The following is a 20,828-nucleotide window of genomic DNA, read 5'->3' as shown; positions in this document are numbered from 1 at the left end:
CCGCCGATCGGGCTGGGTCCGCAATACCGCGGTGGATGAGGCCACGCACAAACCTCCGACTTGTTGACGCGGCCGGCCAGTTGGTGAGCACAGAGCAGCCAGCGAGTGAGCGAGCAGAACTCTCGCAAACAATCAGAGACGACTGCAACTGGATGGCGCCCAGTGCGGCAAACATCAAATCGCCACCGTCACGAGACCCGCATCACATCATGCAGATCGAAGTAACCGGCGTAACGTCGCGCGCGTTCAGCCGCAGATGCGCATGGCACGACTGCGGTGCAAAGTCAGTGGTGTCACAAAGAGATTGGGGAATCGACGCCACCGGGCAAGGCCCGGAGGCGCATTACCGTCCGGGCTGACTACAGCCCCGACGGTACGACCTTGTCATTGACCGTCACCTCGACCTGGTGGGTCTTCGTGTTGTACGAAACCTTGCCGTGCTCGAACGTCTCGACAAGCAAATCACCGTCGGCGGTCTCATCGCTGGTGGGTGCGCCAAGTGGCCCCACCGAGCCGTTCTCACCGGTGATCGCCGGGACGCCTTCCGGGTCGCGCGGGATGTTCCAGGCCTCCCGGATCTTGCCCCAGGTGATGTATCCAGGCGTTCCCGCCTCGGCGTTCTTGGCGGTGATCACGCCGCCCTGGAACTGTTGGAACAGCACGCCACTCTCCCGTGCTCCGGCGTTGCGATCACCCGTGAGCGGCTTGCCGAGGGCGGCCTTCTGATTTTCGGTTGCCGACGAGTACTTGGCGGCGATCGGGCCGGTCAACGTGACCTCGACGTCTCGCTCCCCGGTGAGCTTCACTTCGGCGGGCTGCGCCGGGGCTACTGCCGTGGTGGTGGCGATCAACCCCACTTGAGGCTGCATCGAGGTGTCGACATTGTTGCCATTGCTGCAGCCCACGGCGACCAGCACGACGGCGGACAGGCCGACAGCTGCGGTTTGGCGTGCGATCGTCCTCATGGGTTTCCTCTCGCGTCTTTCTGTGGTGTGGGCCAATTTGTGATCGAGGCCCCTATCACGGCCCGGACTATAACCGAATCACAACGGCAGCGTGAGGTGACCGAGGTCCCCTCACCTATGCGACACGCCGTCGCTGCAGGTCCCGGAACCGCCGGGCTTCGGCGCACATTCGCCCTAGGTGCAGGGATATTGCCCGTTGAGTACGCAATTCGCGGGCGGTGAGTAGAAGCCGGACAGCACGCCTCTCATGCCGCCGGTGGCCGAACCACCCGGCGCAATGATGCGGTTCCAATTCGCTGGAGTGAGAACATAATGCGTGCCGTAGCGGGTGAAGTTGCTACTCCAGGTATGCGAGATAGATTCGCCTGCCGGCAAATCGAATTCGAGCCGCCAATCCGTCATCGGCACGGTGCTCGCGTTGACGATGGTGAAGTGCGCGATGAAGCCGGTCTGCCATGTCGATGACACCGACAGCCTCGCGGCGGCCGCGGCGGCATGAGCGGCCGGGATGCCGGCGATTCCGGAGGCAGCAACGACCAACGCCGCCAGAGCTACGTGAAGCGCTGCGCTCCAGCGCTTCACGTGATTGTCCAGTCTGGCCACAGCAGCAAACACTAAGGCCACGCCATCGACAACGACCCTCGCATCGCCGGCAAAGCTGCGGTACCTATGCCCAACTGAAACCGTCGCGAGATTTTCGCCTCGACGACGTGAAGGAGGTGATCCTGCGGTCACACTGTGGACGTGACGATCGCTGAGGACGTCAGAGCCGAACGGGCGACATTCGCGGATCTGCTGATCAAGGTGGGGCCGTCTGCCCCAACCGGATGCGGTGAGTGGACTGCGCTGGACCTGGCGGCCCACCTCGTCGGTGAGGAACGCTTCGGCGGTGTGACGACCTTTGTCGCTCGGTCCCTCGTCGCAGGTGGGCTTTCGGTCCCGGCTACGCCGAGACTCGTCGACAAGGCAATGCGTATGGAGCGACGCCACGGGTTTACCGCGCTGGTCAACCGGCTGCGTCAGCCCGTGCCGCCGCTGCTGCTACGGCCGCTCGTGGCCCCACTGACCCTGTTCGAGTACTGGACGCATCACGACGATCTCATCCGCTGCCACAACGGAGTCCACTCCGTACCGGCGGCACTGGCCGAGGCCGTCCCCTTGGTGTTGCGATATCAACTCAAGAAACTGCCCGCCGGGGTGCGGGTAACTGTCGGCACCAACGACGGCCACTGCCACTGGTCGGCCGGGCCGAAGCGGGGTCCCAAGGTCATGCTCGGCGGTTCTCCCCCGGACCTGATCCGATGGCTGTCGGGGCGTCCGGCAGCAGGCGAAATAACGATGACCGGACCCGATGCCACCGTGCAGACACTCCGTGCGTTCACAGGCCGTGTCTGAACTCTGGTGAGCCGAGTCCCCAACCGGCTCGTATCAGGTCATCGGTGGTGGCAGCGGTGCGCCGGCGGCGCGACGGTACAAGTCGGCAGCGGCGCTCATCGCCGCCTTGACGGTGTTGTAGTAGTGGGTACCTACCCCGCCGTGGTACTTGAGCAGTTGCGGGTTCTGCGCGAGCGTGGCCGCCAGCACGGTGTCGCCGGTGATGCCGTATTTTTTGTACGCCTCGGAGAATCGCGTAATGAACCGGGAAATCGCCTTGTTGGGGTCTTGACGGTCGGCCACGGAACCGAAGCTGGCCTTCTCCTGGAACAGGCCGATGACCTCATCGGCTGCGGTCCCCCGACTGCCGTAGGCCTGGACTCCGCCGGACGCGGTCGGGCGGAAGCTGGATTCGATTTTCGCCGTGGCGATGACGGTCTTGATCTGGTCTTCGCTCAACCTGGCGGCCCGGCCTTGGCTCACGATGGCCTTGACGATGTCCTGGGCGTTGGAGTCTTTGGTCACGAGGACCGGCGTGGGCACAACGGCCGCGACGTTTTTGGGGATTGTGTCTGCCGCGGGCCGTTGCTCGATTGCGACCGCTGGATGCGGGTCCACGGGCTGAGAAAGCAGCGTGACGCCACCTCCCAGGCCCGTAGCGACGAGAAGCGTGACGGTGATCTTCTTTACGTGTCTCGGTTTTCCGAACGTCCCCAATGATCGGTCGGCTTTCGGCATGGTCTTGCTCTCCTCTGTGGGGGGATTTGAACTTGTGGGTCCGTGTGCCGGGCACGGAAGCCCCCTCCAGCCCCGCCTGCCGGCGCGAAAAACAGGGTTGAACTGCGCATTGGTCACTACGCGGAGACAAGCACCACTCGACCAGATGCGCGCGAGCAAGAGTTTGCTGCATCAATTACAGCCTCGGCGATGCTGGAAGCATCCGGCCGCAAACACGTCGTATTCGTGGCAACTACCACCCCAGTTGCCGGAATGTGAGCTGTGCCACCTTGCCTGCTACTACGTCACCGTAGTAATTAGCCGAGAACTGTATTGGAACATTCGGAATCACGCAAAACCCGCGGTAAGTCCGCGATTTCCGCGAGCCCGTACAGGCATGACCGATGCCTGATGCTCTGTTTGCCAGCGACAATCGGAATGGGTGCGAAGAATGGGTCCTCTGCCGCGAATCCAGCCCCGACGAAAAGGGGTGGCTTCTCGTCGATCAGTTTCGCGTGGCGACGTCGTGGACCATCAGCGCAGACGAAAACTCCATGGTGGTCACCGGATCGGCAAGGTTGACCTCGCACAACTGCTCGATGCGTCGCAGCCGTTGCGCGACGGTGTTGGAATGGATCAGCAGCGTCGTGGCGGTCGCGTTGCGGTCCTGTCTGTTCGCGAAGTAGCTCCGCAATGTCGTCATCAGCTCGGTGCGATGGTTCGCGTCATAGTCGATGACCGGTTTGAGCGTGCGAGCAGCGAACGCCGCGAGTTTGGCCGGATCGTTCAGTTGGAGCAGCAGACCGACGATACCGAGATCCTCGAGGGTGACCGTGGCGCCGGATCTGCCGCCCTGCAGCGCAATATCCAACGCTCCCTTGGCAATGCGGTAGGCCTCGCCGACGTTGTCGGCGCAGGAAGCAGCGGCGGCGGCAGTGGCCGTGATCTCTTGTGACACTTGGGCGATCGCTCGCTGGACGATGACGCCGGGCGGTTCGCTCGTGTCGGCCACCCGTGGCCACAGCGCGACAAGCATGCCGCCGTGCATCGCCACCAATGGCTTCGGCCGGTACGACGAGCTCAACTCTGTCACGGCCGTCAGCGCACGCTGCCACGCACGGCGGGTGGCCACTTCTGTGGGCCCGGCCAGTGTTGCCACGATCGCGACGTGAGACACGCTGAGGTCGTGCCCCAGCCGCCGGGCACGGGTCAACAATGCATCGGACAGGGACCCGCTGCTGGACAACACATCGGTCAGCAACTCCCCACGAAGCCGACTTTCCACCTCGGAGGCCGTCTGTTCCCGCAGCAGCTCGACCGACACCACGATGGACGCGTGTTCGACGGCCCGAATCTGGAGTGGGTCAAGCGTTTCGACTTCGCCGGGGAACCAGATCCGCGCGGCCACCTCAGTACCCAACCGCACGGGTGCAAAAAGCCACCCGCTGGAACCGCCGTCGGCCGCGGCAACCGCCTCGACGGTCGCCGAGGCCTCCGTGGACATGCATTCGGCCGATGCCGAACGTGCTGCGGGAGTGGGAAATTCGATACCCTCCCCGGCGCGGGCCAGCTCAGCTTGGCGCCCGTCATCGATCAGCACCGGCCGGCCGATGAGATCACTCAGCGCGGCAGCGATCCCAGTGATCCCGCCGGAACGCAATGTAACCGTCAACAGGCGCTCGTGGATCTGTTCTGATCGTGCCAACGCGTCGCGTTGTTCACGCAATGAGCCCGTGAGCGTGCGCAACTCGTCGAGACGGCGAGCGGAAGTGACTGCGATCGCGGCATGGTTGGCCAACAGGATCAGCCGCTCGATCTCATACCGGGTGAACGTGTGCACTGAGGCGTAGTAGCCGTTGAGGGTTCCCAGCACGCCAGCGCCGGCCACCAGCGGTACCGCGACGATGGCACGGTATCCCTGTTCTTGCGCGACGCCGGCCCAGAGCGCGAACTCAGGCTCGCCTCGGACGTCCCGGATGGACACGGGTTCGCCGCGATGGAATGCCCGGCTCGAGGGCGATCCGCTGTCGAGCCGGATCGGCCTGTCGGAATTGACCCGTTCGACGTACTCCTCCGACAAGCCGCTAAATCCCTGCACCATCAGCCGATCACCATTCGCATCGGGGATGAGGACGCCGCAGAAGTCGAAACCCAGCAGAGTCCGCGCTGTGTCGGCAACCAGACAGAGCACCTCCCGCAGATCGGTATCGGCACAGGCCTGAGCACTGAGGGTCCGTAGCGCTGCCAGCCACGTCACCAGTTCCGCACCGGGCCGTTGATTGTCCGTCGGGGAAGCCACACGATCAGTGTGCCGCACACGGAGGTGTCAAGCGAGACATAAATATCGAACAAATATGTCTTGCCAAACATTGAACGCCTGCGCCGGTGTGACGACACTCATGTTCCATGACCCACGTCTCACTGGAGAGCACATCGCCCGCCCCGGCTTCGGCCGTTCAGCCCGGTCAGTTCCGGGACATTCTCAACCCCGCCACCGGCGAGGTCATCGCCACGCTCCCAGAACAGGGCGAGCGCGAAGTGGACGCCGCAGTTGCCGCCGCGCGAAGGGCATTCGAGGCCGGGCCGTGGCCGAGCATGGTCCGCAGCGACCGCGCCAGACTCCTGCTGCGCATCGCCGATGCCATCGAGAACTCCAGTGAGACGCTCTACAGCCTCGAAACCCGCAACAATGGCCGACCGATCACCGAGACCCGGGCCCAGTTGTCCCGGGTACCGGAATGGTTTCGGTACAACGCCGGGCTGTTGGCGGCTCAGCGCCAGGCCGTTCTTCCCGGGGATGGCCCTTACCTCTCCTATCAGCAACGGCTGCCACTCGGCGTGTGTGGCATCGTCACCCCGTTCAACCATCCGATGCTCATCCTGGCCCGCAGCCTGTCAGCGGCGCTGGCCAACGGAAACACCGTGGTGGTCAAGCCATCCGAGCTGACCCCGCTGACCACCCTGGCCCTCGCCGACATCCTCGCCGAGGCGGGATTGCCCGACGGTGTGCTGAACGTCGTCACAGGTGCCCGCGCGGCCGGGCAGCGCCTGACCCATCATCCTGATATCGCCAAGATCACCCTCACCGGTGGCACCGAGGCCGGCCGCTCGGCGGCGGTCGCGACGGCGTCGCGATTCGCCCGCATCACGGCCGAACTCGGCGGCAAGACGCCGGTGCTGCTGTTCGACGACATCGACCCCGCCATCGCCGCGGAGGGCGCGGCATTCGCGGCGTTCGTCGCGGCCGGCCAGTCGTGCGTGGCCGGTTCCCGATTCCTGGTGCAGCGCGGCATCTATGACGAATTCGTCGATGCCCTCGCAGCCCGTGCACAGGCGATCAGGCTCGGTGATCCGGCATTGCCCGCCACGCAGATGGGACCACTCATCAGCGCCCGCCAGCGGGACAAGGTGGCGGCCCTGATCCAGACCGGGCTCGATGAGGGCGCCACCCTCAAGGCCGGTGGCCGGACACCTTCTCTGCCAAGCCCGTTCGACCACGGATACTTCTTGTCTCCCACCGTGCTCGCGGAAGCCACCATGACCATGATCGTCGCGCGTGAAGAGATCTTCGGCCCGGTGGCGGTGGTCATACCCTTCGATGACGAGCGCGACGCCGTCCGCATGGCCAACGACAACCCCTACGGGCTCGGCGCCGGCTTGTGGACCACCGACGTGAGTCGGGCACACCGGGTCGCAGCCCAGATCAACGCGGGCATGGTGTGGGTCAATGACCACCACCGCCTCGAACCGTCGCTGCCCTGGGGCGGCATCAAGGAGTCCGGATCCGGAAAAGACGCCGGCACAGAATCATTCGAGGATTTCTCCTGGGTCAAGACCATCGTGGTGCGCACCGCGGCCGACCACGTCGACTGGTACGGCGACCAGCCGCAGAGCCGCCTCAACTGACCCATCCCCCGAACCCTCGAAAGGCACATCCATGTCCACAGGACGTTGGCATCAGGACATCACCCGGACACAATGGCTCGTTCTGGCGGGCACCACCTTGGGGTGGGGACTCGACGGCTTTGCAGGCAGCCTCTACGTGCTCGTACTCGGTCCGGCCATGAACGAACTGCTTCCCAACAGCGGGATCGGCACCGACGGAGCGGCAATCGGCTTCTACGGTGGGCTGACCGTGGCGCTGTTCCTCACCGGCTGGGCCACCGGAGGCATCCTGTTCGGCATGCTCGCCGACTACTTCGGTCGCACTCGGGTGCTGTCGGTCGGCATCCTTACCTACGCCGTCTTCAGCGCTCTGGCGGTGTTCGCCGAAACCTGGTGGCAACTCGGCATTCTGCGCTTTATCGCGGGCCTCGGCTCGGGCGTCGAGGCACCCGTAGGCGCGGCACTGATCGCCGAATCCTGGCGCAACCGCTTCCGGGCCCGTGCGGGTGGAGTCATGATGGCCGGGTACGCGGCCGGGTTCTTCATGGCAGCCGCCGCGTACGCGCTGCTCGGCGACCACGGCTGGCGCGCCATGATGCTGCTGGCAGGCATCCCGGCCCTGGTGGTCTGGTTCATCCGCCGCTACGTACCCGAGCCGCCCGAGATCGGCGCCCATCTGCAAGCCAGAAAGGAACGGAAAGCGCTCGGCCGAAACCATGACCACGATCGATTCGTGCTGCGGCGCCTGTTCACTCCCCCGCTGCTGCACCCCATGCTGGTGTGCACCGCGCTGGCTACCGGAGCGCTCATCTCGTTCTGGAGCGTATCGACCTGGTACCCGCAGATCATCCGGCAGATGACCACCGCCGCCAGCCTTGACCGGGCGGTAGCCGACCACCGGGTCGCGGCGGCGGCCATGCTGTTCAATGCCGGCGGCATCATCGGTTATGCCGCATGGGGTTTCGTGGCTGACGCCATCGGACGGAAGAAAGCCTTCCTGATCAGCTTCGTAGTCTCGGCCGCCGCGATCGCCTGGGCGTTCCCGTTCGACCGCAGCTACACCGAAATGCTCGTGGCGATGCCTCTTCTGGGCTTCGGCTTGTTCGGCGCACTGTCGGGCACCTTCATCTACGGCCCAGAACTCTTCCCGCCCAGTGTGCGCGCCACCGCACTGGCGATCTGCAACAGCGTGGGCCGCTACATCACCGCGCTGGGGCCTTTCACCGCAGGGGTAATCGCCGCCTCGTGGTTCGGCGGAAACCTCGGCATCGCCACGGCATCGGTGTCTGCGATCGGTCTGATCGCCGTCATCGGTCTTGCTTTCGCGCGCGAAACCCGCGGGGAACCAATGCCGGTCGACCACAACGCCGTCCAAGACATTCCATTGAGCGAGAAGAGCGCGTCATGACCGAATACGCCAATGCGTCGGCGATCGTTGTCGGAGGATCCATCGGAGGGCTGACGACGGCCCTGCTGTTGCGCGACCTGGGATTCCACGTCGACGTCTACGAACGCACGCCGGTTCCCCTGGACGGCCGCGGCAGCGGCATCGTCCTACAACCCGATACCGTGCGCTGGTTCGCCGAACGCAGCCACCAGAAACTGGCCGACCTGCACACCGCCACCGACTACGTGCAGTACCTCGACCCCAGCGGAGCGGTCATCCACCGCGAACGCGCGGTATGGACCTACACTTCGTGGGGCACGTTCTACCGGGCTCTGCTTGCCGACTTCGGCACCGAGCACTACCACTACGGCGAGTTCGCCTGCGGCTTCGACCAGGATGCCGACACGGTGACCGTGCGGTTCGTCAGCGGAACAAAAGCCCGCGCCGACCTCGTGGTGTTCGCCGACGGCATCAGCTCGCCGGCACGCGAATCGTTCGACCCTGACGCCAAACTCGCGTATTCGGGATATGTCGGCTGGCGGGGCACTGTTGCGCTGTCAGAACTCAGTGCGCAGACACGCGAAACCCTCAGCGACGCCATCACCTACACCGTTATCCCGAATTCCCACATCACCATGTACCCGATACCCGGCGAGGACAGCCTCGACGAAGCCGACCGTCTGATGAACTACGTCTGGTACCGCAACGCTTCGGCCGGCCCCGAGCTCACTGAACTGCTCACCGACAAGCGGGGATTCACCGGATCGGTGTCCGTGCACCCCGGACAGGTGCAGGACCGCTTCGTCACCGAACTGCGCGCGGCGGCCGGCCGTCAGCTGGCCCCCGCGGTGGCCGAGGTGGTCGCCGCCACCGCCCAGCCCTATCTGCAGGTGTTGTCGGACGTGCGGTCCTCGCGGATGGCGCTCGGCCGGGCCGCGCTGATCGGAGATGCCGCGTGTGCATCGCGGCCACACGCCGCGGCGGGAACCGCCAAGGCCACCGCTGACGCCTGGGCCCTGGCCGACGCCTTGTCCACTTCACCGGGCGACATCACCTCAGCTCTGTCGAAGTGGGAGCCGGCTCAGCTGCAGCTCAGCGACACGCTCCTACGCCGAGTCGTCGACATGGGCGAACGCTCCCAGTTCCGCAACACCTGGACGCCCGGCGATCCGGATCTGCGATTCGGCCTGTATGGGCCCGGGCACTGAAACCCTTCACTACGAGAGGAACTCGACGATGAACGAAGACAACTACCTGACCGACCTGCCGCTGGCCGGTGAATTGGTGGCCACCGACTTCGAAAGCTGGCCCGATTGGCTCAAGACGGAGTTCACCGATCACGCATTCGACGGCCACGTCGGATCCCGTCTGCTCAGCGAGGATTCGCGCGTGCGGGTGTGGGAAATCCGGTTGGCGCCCGGTGAGCGCTGGCATGCGCACCGCCACGTTCTCGATTACTTCTGGACCGCGATCAATGCCGGCCGCAGCCGCCAGCACACCCACGACGGTTCCATCCGTGAGGTCTCCTATCAGGCCGGCGAGACCCGCCACTTCCATTTCGGAGCAGGCGAATTCCTTTTGCACGACATCGAGAACATCGGGGACTCCGAGCTGGTCTTCACCACTGTCGAGCACCTGGACAGCGACAACACCGTGTTGGACATCGCACGATGAGCGCCGGCACACACCCGCAGGGCGTCATCGACGTCCACGCCCATTGGCTCCCGCGCGATCTGTTCGGGTTGCCGGCCGGCGCACCGTACGGACCGATGAACGATCGCGAAGGCCAGCTGTATCTTGGTGACCTGCCGTTGTCGATCGCCACCGAGGCGATGAGCGACGAGGCCGCCATCATCGAGGACATGGCACGTGCCGGGGTCGCGGTGCGGGTGCTCTCAGCGCCACCGTTCGCCTTTCCGCTCACCGACGACGCGGCAGGCACCGACTACGCCCGGGCCTTCAACACGTCGCTGGCCGATGTCGTGAGCCGCGCGGACGGAAAGCTGCTGGGCCTGGGTATCGTCAGCCTGGGCACACCGGAACTGGTGACCACCCAGCTCACCGCCCTGCGTGACGCTGACGGCATCGCCGGGGTCGCCATCCCTCCGGTGGTCGACGGTGGATCGCTGCACCACGGGATACTGCGGCACATCGTTTCCGAGGCGGCCCGCCTCGACCTTTCCGTACTGGTCCACCCAATGCAGATCGGGCGACCGGAATGGGCGGACTACTACCTGGCCAATCTCATCGGGAACCCCGTCGAAACCGCCACCGCCGTCGCGAATCTGATCCTCAGCGGACTCAAGGATGAGCTGCCGGCCCTGCGCATCTGCTTCCTGCACGGCGGTGGCTGCGCCCCGGGATTGCTCGGCCGCTGGGATCACGGCTGGCGCGCCCGCGCCGACGTGCGAGCGGGATGCACCCGGCTGCCCTCCGCGGTGATCCGGGACCTCTACTTCGACACGGTCACCCATGACGCACCCCAGCTCGAGCTGCTCTGCGAGATTGCCGGGAAAGACAAGGTCGTGTGCGGCAGTGACTACCCGTTCGACATGGCCGAGGCCGAACCCGTACGGTTCGCGGTCAAACACGGCCCCGACGAGAACGCATTGGCGCGAGCGGCGCGAGCGTTTCTGGGGATGAACTGATGCCCGGTCTCTTCAGTCCCCTGACCCTGCGCGATGTCACGTTCGCCCACCGGGCGTGGATGTCGCCGATGATGCAGTTCGCGGCGGTCGTCGACGGACCCGAGGCCGGCACTCCCACCGATTGGCATCTGCAACATTTCGGTGCCCGCGCGATCGGCGGGGTCGCGCTGGCGATGGTCGAGGCCACCGCCGTCAACCCGGTCGGCCGCAGTAGCATCTATGACCTCGGATTGTGGAACGACGCACAGGTGCCCGGATTTCGGCGATTGACCGGGTTCATCTCCGGCCACGGCGCCGTCCCCGGAATCCAGATCGTGCACGCCGGCCGGAAGGGATCCACCGGCCGCCCATGGCCCGACCCGGCCCGCCAACCCGAGCCCTGGACGACAGTGGGTCCCAGTCCGATAGCCTTCGGCCGCCACCCTGTCCCCGGCGAACTGAGCCGCGCTGAGATCGGACGCATCGTGACGGCCTTCGCCGACGCTGCCCGCAGGGCGGTCGCCGCGGGGTTCCGGGTCCTCGAAATCCACGGGGCGCATGGCTATCTCATCCACCAGTTTCTGTCACCGCAAGCGAACGTGCGCACCGACGAGTACGGCGGGACGCTCGGTAATCGGATGCGATTTGCCCTGGAGGTGGCCGCCGCGGTACGGGAGGCCTGGCCCGACCACCTGCCGCTGTTCTTCCGAGTGTCGGCGACCGACTGGCTTGCCGGTGACACCGACGACCCGCGTCCCGGATGGACTGTCGAGGACACCGTCGTGCTGGCCGCCGAGTTGAAGACGGCAGGTGTCGACCTGGTCGATGTCTCCTCCGGGGGAGCCGTTCCCGACGCCAGGATCCCGGTGTTTCCGGGCTACCAGGTGCCGTTCGCCAAGCGGGTGCGGGCCGAGGCGGACATCGCGACGACATCGGTTGGGTTGATCACCGAAGCCGAACAGGCTGAAGCGATCATCTCCGGTGGCGAAGCCGATGCCATCTTCGTGGCGCGAGCCCTGTTGCGCAACCCGAACTGGGTCCGCGACGCGGCCCGGCGTACCGGCGTGGTCCTGCCCTACCCGCCCCAATACAGCCGTGCCTTCACATGAGCCCTGCGTGGCATGCGCGACAACGAGCGATGAGACATGATGGAGGCACCATGGGAGAGCCGGTGAGCCGTGTCGAAGGAGTCGACAAGGTGACCGGGCAGGCTCGCTACGCCGCCGACGTTGTCATCCCCGGCTTGGTGCATGCGGTCCTGGTGCAGACGCAGATCCCGCACGGGCACGTCATCGAGCAATCGCTGCGCCACACCACGGACCGAGTCAATCGGGCACCTGGTGTTCTGCACGTCCTCACGCCGCTGAATTGCCCTGTGCTACAGCAATTGCCGCGCGAGCTCACCTTTGATCTACCGTTGGAGCGACGGCCGCCGCTTTCCGATCTGACCGTGCAGTACGTCGGTCAGCACCTGGCGTTGTTGGTCGCCGACTCACTGGAGAACGCCATGGAGGCGGCCTCTCAGTTCGCCGTGGACTACGAGGTGCTTCCGGCGCAGATGACGGCCCGCGCAGTGCTCGAGCAGCCGACCATCCCGGACAGGAAGGACGGCCAGATCCGCCATGGCAGCTATCTTCCGGATCACTTCGTGAAACTGGAAGAAGAGAAACTGCAGGACCATCGGGGCGAGACACCTCGCGAGGGCGCGGCGGCCAATCGCGTCGATGCTCGCTACACGACACCGATGAATGCGCATTACCCGATCGAGCTGTCGTCGACCATCGCGCAGTGGGACGGTGATCACCTGACCGTGCACGACAGCACCCGATGGATCGCGGGCGAACAGGCGACGCTGGCAGCGTATCTGGGCATTGCCGAGGACCGGATCCGCATCCTTTCGCCATTGGTGGGGGGCGCATTCGGGTCCAAGAGCTTCCTGTGGATGCACGTCGTCCTTTGCGCTGTCGCCAGCCGGGCCGTCGGCCGGCCCGTCAAGCTGGTGCTCACCCGCGACCAGATGTTCACCTCCACCGGACATCGCCCGCGCACCGAGCAAGACGTCACCCTCATCGCCGATCAGAACGCCCAGATTCTCAGCACCGAACATCACACCGTGACCGAGACGTCCACGGTGGCCCACTTCTGCGAGCCCGCAGGCATTTCCACTAGGTTCCTCTACACCTCACCGCATCTGGTGGTGTCGCACCGCGCGGCCCGGATCAATGCCCCCACTCCGTGTTTCATGCGTGGCCCAGGTGAGGCGCCGGGTTTGTTCGCCCTCGAAGTGGCCATTGACGAACTTGCCGAACGTAGCGGAGTCGATCCTCTGGAACTCCGGATCCGCAATCACGCCGACATCGACCAGGCCAGTGGGAAGCCCTGGTCGGGCAAGCATCTGTTGCAGTGCTACGAGGCGGGTGCACAACGATTCGGGTGGCACGATCGCGCGGCCGCGCCGCGGGCGATGCGGCGCCGGGGAGTCCAAATCGGTTGGGGAATGGCCACGGCGACCTATCCCGGGCGCCGAATGCCGGCCGGATGCCGGGTCGACACCGACGCGGATGGATTCGTGCACTTCTCGTCGGCTACCCATGAAATCGGTACTGGTGTGCGCACCGTGATGACGCAGGTGGCCGCCGACGCGACCGGCCTCGCCATGGACCGCGTGAGCTTCATGTCGGGTGATTCGTCGTTCCCTTCAGCGCCCTACAGCGGCGCATCCCAGACGACTGCCACGGTGGGCTCCGCGGTGTTCGCCGCCGGCGGCGAATGGAAGCACCGGTTCATCGCCGCCCTGACTGCCGACCGTGGTTCGCCATACTTCGGCACCGACCCCGCGACCGTGGACATCACCGCCCTGAGCCCCGCCGCCGCAGCGGCTTACCGCGACCAGTTGAGCTTTTCGACCAGCAGTGATGCCGGTGGTCAGGAAACACACACGGTCCAGTCGTTCGGCGCGCATTTCTGCGAGGTCGAGGTCGACGAAGACATCGGACGGGCCAGCGTCGTCCGCTGGGTCGCCGTGATGGATTGCGGTCGGGTGCTCAACCCGAAGCTGGCTCGCAGCCAGGTGATGGGCGGCATCACGTTTGGCCTCGGCATGGCACTGATGGAACACGTTCCCTACGACGAGGCGTCCGCACTGCCGATCGGCGAGTATTACCTGCCCACGCATGCCGACCGCCCCGAATTCGACATCTCCTTCCTCGAGCATCCCGACTACGCGCTGGATCCGATCGGTGTGCGCGGCATCGGTGAGATCGGCACCTGCGGCGTGCCGGCCGCCATCGCCAATGCCATCCACCACGCCACAGGCAAGCGGATACGCGACCTGCCCATCATCCTGGAGGATCTCATGGCGCCCTATCAGCCACCGAAGGTCGGGTCGTGAACAACGGCGAGATCTGTATTGCTGAAACGGAACCCAGCGTGACCAACCAATACGATCTGCGTCTGCGCATCAACGGAACAATCCACAGCATCACCGTCGACGTGCGCTCCAGCCTGCTCGACCTGCTGCGGGAGCGGCTGTATCTGACCGGCACCAAAAAGGGGTGCGACCAAGGCTTGTGCGGAGCCTGCACGGTTTCGGTCAACGGCGAACGCGTGGTCAGCTGCCTGACACTGGCCGCATCTGTCGACGGATCCGACGTCCTGACCATCGAAGGAATCGCTGACGGCGACGACCTGCACCCGCTGCAACAAGCGTTCCTTGAGTGCGACGGATTTCAGTGCGGCTACTGCACTCCCGGTCAGATATCGTCAGCCCACGCAATGCTGGCCGAGCACCGGCGCGGCGATCTCAGTATGGTGACCTTCGATGGCACCAGGAACGACGTTCTGGCCGGCTGCTCGCGGTTGACCAAGGACGAAATCCGGGAACGCATGGCAGGAAACATCTGCCGGTGCGGTGCGTACGCCAACATCGTCGACGCTATCGAAAGCGCCGCCCACGGCGAGTCGGCATGAAGGCTTTCGACTTTCGGCATGCCGAATCCGTCGACGACGCCATCGACGCGGCCACGGACGGCGCCACGTACTTTGCCGGCGGAACGAACCTCTTCGATCTAATGAAGACCGGCGTCGAGCAACCCACCGCGTTGATCGACCTTCGCCGACTCGCGATGACGTCGATCACCACCACCGACACCGGCGGGGTGTTCATCGAAGCCGGCGTGACCAACAGCGCGCTGGCCAACCACCACCTCATCCGCACGCACTACCCGGTGGTGTCGCACGCCATCCTCAGCGGAGCCACCACACAATTGCGCAACATGGCCACGACAGGTGGAAATCTGTTGCAGCGCACCCGATGCCCCTACTTCATGCAGACTGCCTTCTCCGAGTGCAACAAGCGCAAACCAGGAAGCGGTTGCGCCGCAATCAACGGGTTTCACCGTGAGCACGCCATTTTCGGCGCCAGTGACCACTGCGTGGCGATCCACCCGTCTGACATGGCGGTGGCCTTCGCCATGCTGGACGCGGTCGTGCACGTGCAGGACTCGACGGGACGACGCCGCATTCCGATCGGCCAGTTCTTCGCGCTCCCAGGCCAGACGCCCGAGATCGACAACACGCTGCAACCGCACGAGCTGATCCTCGGGATCGAACTGCCGCCGTCGGATTTCAACGATCACTGTTGGTACTTGAAGGTTCGTGACCGGCACAGCTATGCCTTCGCGCTCGTCTCCGCCGCCGCAGGCCTGCGCATCGAGGACGGTGTGATCATCGGCGCTGCCCTCGCCCTGGGTGGTGTAGCGGCCAAACCCTGGCGACTGTATGCGTCCGAATCAAGCCTGATCGGGCAACGGCCCGACGCACAGGCGTTCCACACCGCCGCAACCATCGCGATGGATGATGCCCAACCGCTCACGCAAAACGCCTTCAAGGTCGACCTCGGCCGCCACAGCATTGTTCGAGCCCTCACCTTGGCGACCGTCGACCGAGGAATCGACCAGCAGGTTTGAGATCGCCGAGGATGGCTAACCCGTCGAATGCAAGAAAGTAGCCACTCCTGCGAGTCAGGACATGGCGAAGGGAGTTTGACGTGGCATTCACGAAGATCGCATTGAAATCGACGGTGGCGGCCGCGGGCATCGCAGCAGCCGGAGTGTTGGCGCCGACGGCATTCGCCGATCCGGAAGCCCTGCAGTTCGGCCAGACCGCAGAGGTTCCCAGTCCCGGTGGCGCCATCGACTACACCGTGAGTAACTTGCAACCCAGTGGCCACAACGACGGCATCTGGTACTCGGATGTCACGGCCCGAGCTGTGAGTGGCTTTCCCACGCCCAACATCGCAGATTTCAACGCGCGGGCAGTCAACAGTTCCACCTACGCGAACATGAAGGGCAACCAGACAGACGGTCTGCCCAACCAGCCGATCGCCATGGGCACCCAGACATCCGGGCGGGTGTACTTCGACGTACGGAGCGGCACAGCGCCCGACAGCGTTGTCTATCGGGATGCCGGTGGCACCGACAAGGTGGTCTGGACGGACTAACCTCGTCGCGTTGCACCTCACATAGCTCCGTGATCTGCGAATATCAGCGGGTGGCTTACCTCGTCAAGCGGTCGCAGCGATGACCGTCGAAGACGACCTCGACGCGCTCTACCGCGTGCGTCCGGATGAATTCACCGCCCGCCGCAATGAGTTCGTGGCGGCCGCGAGGAAGCGTGGTGACGCGGACGCAGCCAAGGTGATCGCCGCTGCACGACGTCCGACGACGGCCGCGTGGGTGGTGAACCTCCTCGCGCTGACCGACGAGACGATGCGGCAGCGATTGACAGAGCTGCATGACGAGTTGCGCGACGCGCATGCCGCCATGGACGGACAGCGGATCCGCGAGTTGTCCGCGGTGCAGCGTCGGCTGGTGCAGGAACTGGCCCGCGCCGGGTTCGCCGCGGCCCGCCAGGATCCGACGCCGGCGATGCGCGACGACGTCACCGCCACGCTGCAGGCCGCGGTCGCCGATCCCGACGTCGCCACCCGCTTGGGCCGACTTTCCAAGCCGGAAGAGTGGTCGGGCTTCGGTGACTTCGGAGCGTCGTCCGCGGTGGGCGCACGCGCCCGGTCGGCCAACGGGTCGGTGCCGCGGACTTCGTCACCGCCGTCGAAGAAGAAGCCGACGCCTCCGGACACCGGCGCGATCGATGAGGCCCGGCGCGGACGCGAAACTGCCGCGGCCGAAGTCGACGCCGCGCGGGCCGCACATGACGATGCGCTCGCCGCCGTGGCCGAACGCCGGCGCGAGGTAAACACCGCACGCAGGCGCTACGAGAAACTGCTCGAGACCCTCGCCGCCGCCGAGCGCGACATCGAGACCGCCGCCACGCAACTGAATGATGCGGAGCAGTCGGCCCGTGCGCTGCAGCGACGATTGCACACCACCGAAGCGGCCCTGAAGCAAGCAGATTCGCGGTTGAACCGACTCGCCGGTGAGTGATAGCACGTGCAGCACGCGCGTGCGACTGCGATAGATACTTAGCCCTTGCGCTAAGTATCGTCCTGATAGATACTTAGCCTTGTGGCACAGTATGCGGTCGACCTCGACGACGTCTTCCTGGCACTTGCAGACCCGACCAGGAGGGCGGTGATCCACCAGCTCGGGCGCGGGCCGGCGAGTGTCGGCGATCTGGCCGTTGAAGCCACCATGACGCTCCCGTCCTTCATGAAGCACGTGCGGATGCTCGAATCGACCGGCCTGATCCACACGGCGAAGGTCGGCCGCGTGCGCACCTGCAAGCTCAACCGGGAACGGCTCGCGGTCGTCGAAGACTGGCTGACCGAGCAGCGGAGCGTTTGGGAGGAACGCACCGACCGCCTGGAACAGTTCGTCACCAAGCCCACGAAAGGCACATCACATGAATCCTGATCTCGACCTCAGCATCGAGCGCATCATCCGCGCGCCACGCAAGGCAGTGTGGAACGCATGGACCGATCCGGACAGCTTGGCGCAGTGGTGGATCCCGGCGCCGATGCTGTGCCGCGTGGAGCGGTTGGAGGTCCGGCCAGGTGGCGCGTTTGTCACGCGGATGAGTGAGGACGGCGGCGAATTCGTGCCGCATCTGGATGCGTGCTTCCTGCTTGTCGACGAGTTCGAGCGCTTGGTGTTCACCAACGCCGTCGACAGCCGGTGGCGCCCAGCGAACCCCGCGCCCATCGCGATGACGGCCGAAATCACCTTGCGGGACCACGCGGACGGAACCGACTACCGCATCGTGGCGCGCCACGGTGACCCGGCCGCCAAGAACCGCCATGTCGAACTCGGCTTCGCCGAGGGTTGGGGCACCGTCGCCGATCAACTCGCCCGTTTCACCCAGGGTCCGCTCCGGAGCTGAACGTGTCGGCGGCGCGGAGCAGATGGCGGGCGAAGAACTGCGCCGAACTGTCACGCTCGTAGTCCGGCGTCGGGTGATGCCTGCCTGAACGGGCGTGGAGGGCTTTCTCTTTGGAAGCAAAGGCGTCGAACAATGCGAGCCCAGAGGTCCGGTCGAATTCCTCGGCTTCCCACGGTATCCGGTACTCGACCGGAACGGTGATCTTTCGAGCCGCCTCGAGAAGTGCGTCGTCGTCCACGAAGGCTGCGCCGAAGCTGACGGCAGCGATCCGGGCTTCGACCGCCGTCAACAGCAATCCGGTCACGACGCCCAGCGAGACACCGCCGTAGCCGATCGGAACTCCGGCGCCAACATCGGGCAATGCCTGCAGGGCGTCCAGCGTTGCCTTCCATTCCGGTACCGCACGCTCGGCCAGCGACATGCTGTATTCGGTGACAATCGGGGCGATCGGCCGGCGGGCCTCCCGAGCCCGATGGATCGCCGCGTTCCACCGTTGATCCTCAGGATTGCGCGCCCGGTCTCCATGACCTGGAGCGTCGATGGCCACGACGGCGAACCCATGGCGGGTCACGCTGTGCAGTGCAGTGGCCACCAACCCCGGCGCCTTCTTGTGCATGCCGCCCGAGTGCCCCAACAGCAGTAGCGGCGAGCCGACCGTTCCGACTGTCGGCGACCAGAGCACGCCGGTGATCTCATCCAGAATGAAACTGCGTTCAGTGACACCGCTCGCCGATGTCTCAGAGGTGAAGTACATGGTGTTGCCTCTCAGAAGTGCCGTGTTTCAGGCGCTCCCGGCGACACCTACGTCAATGCCCGACCGTGAGCACGAGTGGGAGCACCCACATGGTTGCTGCGATCATGGGTCTCACCTCCTCGCGTGATGTCACGGCCTGTCGCACGCTATCAACCTCAGCCGAATGCTGTCCAAACGTTTTTCGGTCTGAAATCAAGATCTGCGCCATACTTACGTGAGACGCCAGGTCCTCTCTCCGACCGCCCTCTGTCCGGCGGGCGTCTCCCCCGTTACCCGGTCGTTTTCTGACGCACCGGACGCCTCCATTCCCGCCCCGGTGTTCATCGGCGCACCCCTAGCCCAGAACGGAGCGAACAACCATGAGTATCGACCGAATTACTACCGGCACAGAACGTTCGATCATCGAGAACATGCTCGACCACAACCGCGCGGCACTCATCGACACCGCACAAGGCCTGTCTGAGGCCGATGCCCGCCGCCGGCTCGTCACGTCGTTGACCACACCGATCTCTTTGATCAAGCACGCCGCGGCGGCGGAACGCATCTGGTTCCAACGCCTTTGGGCGGGACTCGATGAATCCGAATGCGACGGCTACTCCAACCGTGACGAGGGCACCTTCGCCGTCGCCGACGACGAGTCACTGGCCGATGTCATCACCGAGTTCGAGCGCGCCAGCCAGCGATCCCGTGAGATCGCCTCCCGCTTCGGCCTCGACGACACCACCGAGATGCCCCGCGAAGGGGTGGTCAGCATGCGATGGACCCTGCTCGCCATGATCCAGGAATTCGCCAGGCATGCGGGCCACGGCGACATCCTCCGCGAACAGATCGACCAGCCTGAGCGTCGCACCGAGGAAACGCCTTGACCTCAAGTGCGCTTGGGATCTTACGGTCGGGATATGACGACCCCACGGCCACATCTGAACAACCCCATCGCGGCCGGCACCCAGGCGGTGCGAGATCTGATCGATCATCTCCAGCGCGGCGGCGACACCGGAGACGCCGACGTGTACGACAGCATGTTCGCAGCCGACATCCTATGGGGAACACCAAAAGGCATGGTGCTCAAGGACTATTCGAATCTCAACCCGATCCATCGGCGGATGATGAGCGGTCCCCCCGTCGTGCCGGCATCGCGCTTCGAGCTTGCGCAGGTCACCTGTCCCGCACCAGGCCTGGTGGTGGCCCAGATTCGCCGCAGTGCGCTGGACGGCGGTTTCAGTGAGATGGCGATGTATGTCTTGGTGCAGCACGGCGACAAGTGGTGGGTGGCCGCAGCGCAGAACACGCCGGTCGTCGATGCCCTCCCACCGATCGTGGCTCCGCAATGACTGCGTGGCGGTCAGTCCAGACAGAACTCGTTGCCCTCGACGTCCTGCATAACAATGCACGACTCGTTGATGTCGTCGGCAGGCAGCAATCGCACACGCACCGCGCCGAGGGCGACCAGTCGCCGGCACTCGGCCTCGAGGGCCTCCAGGCGTTCTTCACCGAACAGTCCGGTACCCACCCGCACATCGAGGTGGACCCGGTTCTTGACCGCCTTCCCTTCGGGAACGCGTTGGAAGAACAATCGCGGGCCGACGCCTGAGGGATCCACGCACGCGAACATCGACCCTTGCCGGTCCGGCGGCAGGGTTGCATCGAAATCCGCCCATGTGTCAAACCCGGGCGGTGGCGGCGGCACGATATATCCCAACGTTTCGCACCAGAAGCGTGCGACACGCTCCGGATCTGCGCAGTCGAACGTGACTTGGAACTGCCTGACCGAGGTCATCGGC

Annotated in this window: 22 protein-coding genes; 16 read left to right on the top strand and 6 right to left on the bottom strand. The window is 65.0% G+C overall.

Annotation, left to right across the window (positions count from 1 at the left end):
* Positions 1–359 precede the first annotated feature (359 nt).
* Together BN2156_RS05840 and BN2156_RS05835 are read right to left on the bottom strand one after the other, a co-directional pair.
* Positions 360–965 (bottom strand): LGFP repeat-containing protein, encoded by a 606-nt coding sequence (locus BN2156_RS05840; RefSeq protein ID WP_090511251.1) that lies wholly within the window; start codon positions 963–965, stop codon positions 360–362.
* A 174-nt stretch (positions 966–1,139) separates the two neighbouring features.
* Positions 1,140–1,568: a cellulose-binding domain-containing protein gene (locus BN2156_RS05835; protein WP_090511249.1), complete on the bottom strand. Its 429-nt coding sequence runs from the start codon at positions 1,566–1,568 to the stop codon at positions 1,140–1,142.
* Between the two features lie 141 nt (positions 1,569–1,709).
* Here BN2156_RS05835 and BN2156_RS05830 point away from each other — a divergent pair, with 141 nt between their 5' ends.
* Positions 1,710–2,360 (top strand): maleylpyruvate isomerase family mycothiol-dependent enzyme, encoded by a 651-nt coding sequence (locus tag BN2156_RS05830; protein ID WP_159402817.1) that lies wholly within the window; start codon positions 1,710–1,712, stop codon positions 2,358–2,360.
* A 33-nt stretch (positions 2,361–2,393) separates the two neighbouring features.
* On the opposite strand, the gene BN2156_RS05825 is transcribed toward BN2156_RS05830, so the two are convergent.
* Complete coding sequence (locus BN2156_RS05825; RefSeq protein WP_235625215.1) at positions 2,394–2,864, bottom strand: hypothetical protein; 471 nt, start codon at positions 2,862–2,864, stop codon at positions 2,394–2,396.
* Positions 2,865–3,561: 697 nt separating this feature from the next.
* The gene (locus BN2156_RS05820) at positions 3,562–5,355 is read right to left on the bottom strand and encodes a helix-turn-helix domain-containing protein (RefSeq protein WP_235625214.1); all 1,794 of its coding nucleotides are present in this window, start codon (positions 5,353–5,355) and stop codon (positions 3,562–3,564) included.
* A 107-nt stretch (positions 5,356–5,462) separates the two neighbouring features.
* On the opposite strand from BN2156_RS05820, the gene BN2156_RS05815 reads away from it, so the two are divergent.
* The 13 genes from BN2156_RS05815 (at position 5,463) to BN2156_RS05755 (ending at position 18,293) form a co-directional block, all read left to right on the top strand.
* Complete coding sequence (locus tag BN2156_RS05815) at positions 5,463–6,962, top strand: aldehyde dehydrogenase family protein (RefSeq protein WP_090511241.1); 1,500 nt, start codon at positions 5,463–5,465, stop codon at positions 6,960–6,962.
* Positions 6,963–6,993: 31 nt separating this feature from the next.
* Positions 6,994–8,349 (top strand): MFS transporter, encoded by a 1,356-nt coding sequence (locus tag BN2156_RS05810; RefSeq protein ID WP_090511238.1) that lies wholly within the window; start codon positions 6,994–6,996, stop codon positions 8,347–8,349.
* Positions 8,346–9,536 carry an FAD binding domain-containing protein gene (locus BN2156_RS05805; protein WP_090511236.1) on the top strand — a complete coding sequence of 397 codons (1,191 nt, stop codon included), beginning with the start codon at positions 8,346–8,348 and terminating at the stop codon, positions 9,534–9,536. The genes BN2156_RS05810 and BN2156_RS05805 overlap by 4 nt, the downstream gene beginning before the upstream one ends.
* 28 nt (positions 9,537–9,564) lie before the next feature.
* Positions 9,565–10,002 (top strand): cupin domain-containing protein, encoded by a 438-nt coding sequence (locus BN2156_RS05800; protein ID WP_090515541.1) that lies wholly within the window; start codon positions 9,565–9,567, stop codon positions 10,000–10,002.
* Complete coding sequence (locus tag BN2156_RS05795; RefSeq protein ID WP_090511234.1) at positions 9,999–10,976, top strand: amidohydrolase family protein; 978 nt, start codon at positions 9,999–10,001, stop codon at positions 10,974–10,976. The genes BN2156_RS05800 and BN2156_RS05795 overlap by 4 nt, the downstream gene beginning before the upstream one ends.
* Positions 10,976–12,064, top strand: a complete 1,089-nt coding sequence (locus BN2156_RS05790) for an NADH:flavin oxidoreductase/NADH oxidase (RefSeq protein WP_090511232.1) — start codon at positions 10,976–10,978, stop codon at positions 12,062–12,064. The genes BN2156_RS05795 and BN2156_RS05790 overlap by 1 nt, the downstream gene beginning before the upstream one ends.
* Positions 12,065–12,114: 50 nt before the next feature.
* Positions 12,115–14,346 carry a xanthine dehydrogenase family protein molybdopterin-binding subunit gene (locus BN2156_RS05785; RefSeq protein ID WP_235625213.1) on the top strand — a complete coding sequence of 744 codons (2,232 nt, stop codon included), beginning with the start codon at positions 12,115–12,117 and terminating at the stop codon, positions 14,344–14,346.
* The gene (locus BN2156_RS05780) at positions 14,343–14,924 is read left to right on the top strand and encodes a (2Fe-2S)-binding protein (RefSeq protein ID WP_090511226.1); all 582 of its coding nucleotides are present in this window, start codon (positions 14,343–14,345) and stop codon (positions 14,922–14,924) included. Before BN2156_RS05785 ends, BN2156_RS05780 begins: the two co-directional genes overlap by 4 nt.
* Positions 14,921–15,922 (top strand): FAD binding domain-containing protein, encoded by a 1,002-nt coding sequence (locus tag BN2156_RS05775; protein ID WP_090511224.1) that lies wholly within the window; start codon positions 14,921–14,923, stop codon positions 15,920–15,922. Before BN2156_RS05780 ends, BN2156_RS05775 begins: the two co-directional genes overlap by 4 nt.
* An 80-nt stretch (positions 15,923–16,002) precedes the next feature.
* The gene (locus BN2156_RS05770) at positions 16,003–16,455 is read left to right on the top strand and encodes a DUF1942 domain-containing protein (RefSeq protein ID WP_090511221.1); all 453 of its coding nucleotides are present in this window, start codon (positions 16,003–16,005) and stop codon (positions 16,453–16,455) included.
* 79 nt (positions 16,456–16,534) lie between these two features.
* Positions 16,535–17,398: a hypothetical protein gene (locus tag BN2156_RS05765; protein ID WP_090511219.1), complete on the top strand. Its 864-nt coding sequence runs from the start codon at positions 16,535–16,537 to the stop codon at positions 17,396–17,398.
* 81 nt (positions 17,399–17,479) lie between these two features.
* Positions 17,480–17,827, top strand: a complete 348-nt coding sequence (locus BN2156_RS05760) for an ArsR/SmtB family transcription factor (protein WP_090511216.1) — start codon at positions 17,480–17,482, stop codon at positions 17,825–17,827.
* Entirely contained in the window at positions 17,817–18,293 is a 477-nt protein-coding gene (locus BN2156_RS05755; protein WP_090511214.1) for an SRPBCC domain-containing protein, read from the top strand. Before BN2156_RS05760 ends, BN2156_RS05755 begins: the two co-directional genes overlap by 11 nt.
* On the opposite strand, the gene BN2156_RS05750 is transcribed toward BN2156_RS05755, so the two are convergent.
* The gene (locus BN2156_RS05750; RefSeq protein ID WP_090511211.1) at positions 18,268–19,047 is read right to left on the bottom strand and encodes a dienelactone hydrolase family protein; all 780 of its coding nucleotides are present in this window, start codon (positions 19,045–19,047) and stop codon (positions 18,268–18,270) included. The two genes, BN2156_RS05755 and BN2156_RS05750, sit on opposite strands and share 26 nt — an antisense overlap.
* A gap of 359 nt (positions 19,048–19,406) precedes the next feature.
* Between BN2156_RS05750 and BN2156_RS05745 the strand changes: the two genes are divergently transcribed.
* Together BN2156_RS05745 and BN2156_RS05740 are read left to right on the top strand one after the other, a co-directional pair.
* Positions 19,407–19,913, top strand: a complete 507-nt coding sequence (locus BN2156_RS05745; RefSeq protein WP_090511208.1) for a DinB family protein — start codon at positions 19,407–19,409, stop codon at positions 19,911–19,913.
* A gap of 33 nt (positions 19,914–19,946) precedes the next feature.
* Complete coding sequence (locus BN2156_RS05740; protein ID WP_090511206.1) at positions 19,947–20,378, top strand: nuclear transport factor 2 family protein; 432 nt, start codon at positions 19,947–19,949, stop codon at positions 20,376–20,378.
* Positions 20,379–20,389: 11 nt separating this feature from the next.
* On the opposite strand, the gene BN2156_RS05735 is transcribed toward BN2156_RS05740, so the two are convergent.
* The gene (locus BN2156_RS05735; protein ID WP_090511203.1) at positions 20,390–20,824 is read right to left on the bottom strand and encodes a VOC family protein; all 435 of its coding nucleotides are present in this window, start codon (positions 20,822–20,824) and stop codon (positions 20,390–20,392) included.
* Between the last annotated feature and the right edge of the window lie 4 nt (positions 20,825–20,828).

Source organism: Mycolicibacterium neworleansense (assembly GCF_001245615.1).
Taxonomy (GTDB): Bacteria; Actinomycetota; Actinomycetes; order Mycobacteriales; family Mycobacteriaceae; genus Mycobacterium; species Mycobacterium neworleansense.
The sequence above is the reverse complement of the archived record's forward strand: the minus strand, read 5'-3'. Positions and strand labels throughout refer to the sequence as shown.